The sequence below is a fragment of the Mesorhizobium sp. M0496 genome (genome assembly GCF_040321205.1).
Taxonomy (GTDB): Bacteria; Pseudomonadota; Alphaproteobacteria; order Rhizobiales; family Rhizobiaceae; genus Mesorhizobium.
In genome coordinates this window covers 1-3,461 of the sequence record NZ_JAMYRC010000094.1, presented here as the reverse complement: position 1 = coordinate 3,461, position 3,461 = coordinate 1, and the positions used below count along the sequence as shown (strand labels likewise).

Below are 3,461 nucleotides of genomic sequence, written 5' to 3'. Positions count from 1 at the left end.
TGGCATCGCCCCCACGGCAGCCTAAAGTCAAAACCGCCCATCAGTCGCCTCGCCTTAACCGACGACAACCTGTTGAGGCTCCACATCTAGAGCATGGCTTATGGGCTGGCTTTGCTAGCCAGCCGCACCGCTTCCCCAAGGCCCATGGAATGCACCGGGTCCGTCGATGCGCTCGAAACCGTGCGCACCGAAGAAGTCGCGCTGCGCCTGGATCAGGTTCGAAGTGCCACGGCCCTGGCGGTAGCTGTCGAAGTAGGCAAGTGCCGAAGACAGCGCCGGCACCGGCGAACCGGCCTCCGATGCGCGCGCCACGACCCGCCGCAGCGAAGAGTGCGCCTCCTGCATCAACGAGATAAAGGCCGGCGCCATCAGAAGGTTGGTCGAGGCGCCGCCCTTGCTGAAGGCTTCCGCCATCGTATCGAGCATCTGCGAGCGGATGATGCAACCAGCGCGCCAGATCTTGGCGATGGTCGGCATCGGCAGGTTCCAGTTGAACTCCTTGGAGGCGCCGCTCATCACCGCAAAACCTTGGGCGTAGGCTGATATCTTGCCGGCGAACAGCGCCAGTTCGAGATCCTTGAGCAGAGCGTCCTTGTCACCGGAAATCTTGGTCACACCGATATTGCCATAGGCCTTTTCCGCCGCCAGTCGCTCGTCCTTGATCGACGACAGAACCCGTGCCGCCACCGCCGCCTCGATCGCGGTCGCGGGAATGCCGAGCTGCTGGGCTTCGATGACCGACCATTTGCCGGTACCCTTCTGGCCGGCGCGGTCGAGGATGATGTCGACCACCGGCTTGCCGGTCTTCGGATCGTCGGCAGCCAGCACCTTGGCGGTGATCTCTATCAGGTAGGAATTGAGCCGGCCCTCGTTCCAGTTGGAAAACACCGTACCGATGTCCTTCGGTCCCATGCCTAAGCCGTCGCGCAGGATGCCGTAAATCTCGGCGATCATCTGCATGTCGGCATATTCGATGCCGTTGTGGATGGTCTTGACGAAATGGCCAGCACCGTCGGTGCCGAGCCATGCCGCGCAGGGTTCGTCCTTGAACTTGGCGGAGATCGCGGTCAGCACCTTCTCGACCCGTTTCCAGGAGTCCTCAGTGCCGCCGACCATGATCGACGGTCCGTGGCGCGCACCCTCCTCGCCGCCGGACACACCCATGCCGATGAAGGTGAGACCCGAGCCGGAAAGCTCGGAGAAGCGCCTCATCGTGTCGCGGAAATTGGCGTTGCCGGCGTCGATGACAATGTCGTTGGCCGACAGCACGCCGCGCAAGGCGGCGATCTGTTCGTCGACCGGCTTGCCGGCCAGCACCATGATGATGATCGGGCGCGGCGGCCGGATCGCGGCGGCAAGCTCTTCCAGGCTGTAGCAAGGCACGACCATATCCCTGAGCGCGCCGGCATTCTCGACGAAAGCGTCGGTGCGCGCTTTGGTGCGGTTGAAGACGGCGATGCGATGCCCGTGCTCGGCGATGTTGAGCGCCAGGTTGGAGCCCATCGTGCCAAGGCCGATCAGACCGATTTCGGCTTTTTCCATCGTTTCTTCCCTGCTTTCGGATCTTGTTGGTTGGAGCCCGCGATTTTGCGGGGATGATTGACGGGCCTTTCGCGCCGCGTCAACCGCCTCGCCGAATTGTGTTACCCGGATTGTCGACCGTGCCCGTGTCGAGGTACCTGGCGGTCCAGCATTACGGCCTGATGTCGACAGGCGCCTCGATCTTCACCATCTCGAAGTCCGAGACCAGAATGTCGATGCGCACCGTCCACCGACCGGGAACCGGGATGACGAGGTCGTCGACACGCCAGCTGCCGTCGCCGGGCTTGGTCGCCGCACGCTTCAGCGGCTCGATGCCGGAATCGGGCTTCGACAGCACCAGCGTCACCTCCTTGGCGTCGAGCGGGCCGAAATCGCCGCTCATGATGATCATCGAGGCAACCACCGGTCCGGCATGGCCGGGCGTGATGCTGAGGTCGGCCATTGCTTGCAGCGCATGGATATGGACCGAGACAGGTTGGGCGGCCGCGATCGCCAGGGCTCGTGGCGGCGGCGTAAAGCGCCAGCCAGCGGCCACGCCGAAGATGGCCAGCACGATCAGCAGTTCGACGCCGATCGAACGGGAGAGCCTGCGTTGCACTTCCGTCGCTCCGGCCTCGGCCGACGCTGTGAGTTTCCATCGGTTGACGGCGGCGAGCGTAAACAGGAAGGCCAGGAGCCCGAGCTTGATCAGCAGCAGCCGGCCATAGGCGGTGTCTACCAGTGCCAAGGGCGTTTGCACCTGGATGACGGCGAGAACGACGCCGGCAGCGGCAAGCACGGCCACCACTGGCAGGATCAGGCGTGAAAACCGCCGCAGGAATGGCGCGGCCTCCGCCGATTGCCCCTTCAGCGCCATGCCGAGTGGCACCAGCGCACCGGCCCAGAAGGAGATGCCGACGCCGTGCAGGAACACCATTGGTCGCGTCAGCCATTGCGGCTCGGCGGCACTGGCATGGCCGCTGGCGGCAAGCGCGACACCCACCCCGGCCAGGCCGGCCAGCGCAAATGGCTTGGCGGCGGCGCGCGGTCCGGCCAGCGACAGCAGGCCGAGCCACAGCGCGATCAGCGCGACCAGCACAGTCCAGCCGAAGCTGGTGCCGAGCCCGGTCCGCCAGATGACCGGTTGCGCCAGATGGGAGAGCGGTGCCCCGAGCGCATCGAGCCCCTGTAGGCCAAGCGACAGCGGTGCCGCGACCAGCCCGCCCAGGATTGCAGCCGCAACGAAGCGCTGTCCGGCGCGGACATCTCGGGCCAGCCAGGCAAGGGCAAAGGCGCCGCCAACGCCGAGGAAAAGACCGATGTAGAGAAAGACCTTGCCGGTCCAGATCGCCGATCGCAACGACCAGTCGACAGCTTCGGACACCGCCGGCGGCGCGCTTGGCGCGCCGATGGAAAACAGCAGGGAACCACCGACCGGATGGCCGTCGGCGGAAATGACGCGCCAGCTCAAGACATGCGTGCCGGACTTGAGCGGCTGCGGATTATCGATCTCGACAGTCTGGTCGCTGAGGCGGAAGGAGGACAGCGGAACCGGCGTGCCGTCGGGTTTCACCAGGGTCAGCACCAGCGGCGAGACCGGCTCGCTGAAGGTCAGCGAGAACTGTGCCGGCCCCTGTTCCAGCACCGCGCCATCGGCCGGGTCGGTCTTGATCAGCGCGGCATGGGCGAAAGCCTGATTTGCCATGATGGCGAGAAACACGATCAGGGCCAGCAGGCCGACGACAAGCCGGCCGGCGCGGTGGCCGGCCATGGAAGCCGTTTGCAGGTAGGACGTCGTGCTCATGTCACCGCCACAAAAGATAGCGGCGGGCGCGTGCGGGCGCGGCCGGGGCAAAAAAAAATTAATAGGGGGGAGTTTTTTTGCGGGGGGCCGGGTTTTAAATGGGGGTTGATACGTGCCGGGCCCCGGGGTGTGGGTG

At 65.0% G+C, this 3,461-nt stretch carries 2 protein-coding genes; both read right to left on the bottom strand.

What is annotated here, in order from left to right:
• Nucleotides 1-114: 114 nt before the first annotated feature.
• On the bottom strand, nt 115-1,542 hold the full coding sequence (gnd, locus tag NKI73_RS33395) for an NADP-dependent phosphogluconate dehydrogenase (RefSeq protein ID WP_352636292.1): 1,428 nt from the start codon (nt 1,540-1,542) through the stop codon (nt 115-117).
• Nucleotides 1,543-1,693: 151 nt separating this feature from the next.
• A complete protein-coding gene (locus tag NKI73_RS33390) occupies nt 1,694-3,325 on the bottom strand; it encodes a copper resistance CopC/CopD family protein (RefSeq protein ID WP_352636290.1) in 1,632 nt (543 codons plus the stop codon).
• Nucleotides 3,326-3,461: the final 136 nt, after the last annotated feature.